Source organism: Tenacibaculum sp. MEBiC06402, from assembly GCF_049239625.1.
GTDB lineage: Bacteria > Bacteroidota > Bacteroidia > Flavobacteriales > Flavobacteriaceae > Polaribacter.
In genome coordinates, this window is the sequence record NZ_JBMKKT010000022.1 from 1 (window position 1) to 637 (window position 637).

At 32.7% G+C, this 637-nt stretch carries 1 protein-coding gene; it reads left to right on the top strand.

Annotated features, from left to right (window positions below):
• Positions 1-109: 109 nt before the first annotated feature.
• Positions 110-610: a hypothetical protein gene (locus ACOSP6_RS00190; protein WP_422092329.1), complete on the top strand. Its 501-nt coding sequence runs from the start codon at positions 110-112 to the stop codon at positions 608-610.
• Positions 611-637: the final 27 nt, after the last annotated feature.

The following is a 637-nucleotide window of genomic DNA, read 5'->3' on the forward strand; positions in this document are numbered from 1 at the left end:
CTTCGGGACCTCTACGGAAATTCAATCTTATTAATTATCTTTCCGAAACATCGGGAAATGACTCGCGTCCTTTTCCCGCAAAAAATCATACACAAATACGTTGTGTACAATGTCAAAAATTATCAAAGAACTTAACATAAAACTTATAATCCCCCAATGTTTAGCACTGATTTTTATAATTAGTGGAATTAATCGATTGTATGTTGGATTTCATGGAGAGCAATTCGATGCTTTAATGAATAAGGATTGGGAAAAATATGAGAGCTTAGCCAATTACAGTATCGAGTTTTTTTTACTTTATAAAACTTACTGGACAATAACAAGCATAGCAATTGGTATATTAATGATTACCTTAATAGACTGGAGATATAAATTCGGAATTGTGAATTCTTTAGTGGTTATTATCATTACTTTCGCAATTTCTGCCTCTGGATTTTACTCATCGGGATTGATTAACAGATATCTGAATTTCTTTTGTGGATTATTTTCAGAAGGATATGGAATGGCTTTTCTAATTGGTGGTTTGATTATATTGTTAATTGGAATCACTATTTTGTGGATATCTGTTAATTTGAATAAAAACACAGTACACAACAAGGCGTATAATTAATTGCGGCTGTCCCGAAGCTTCGGGACC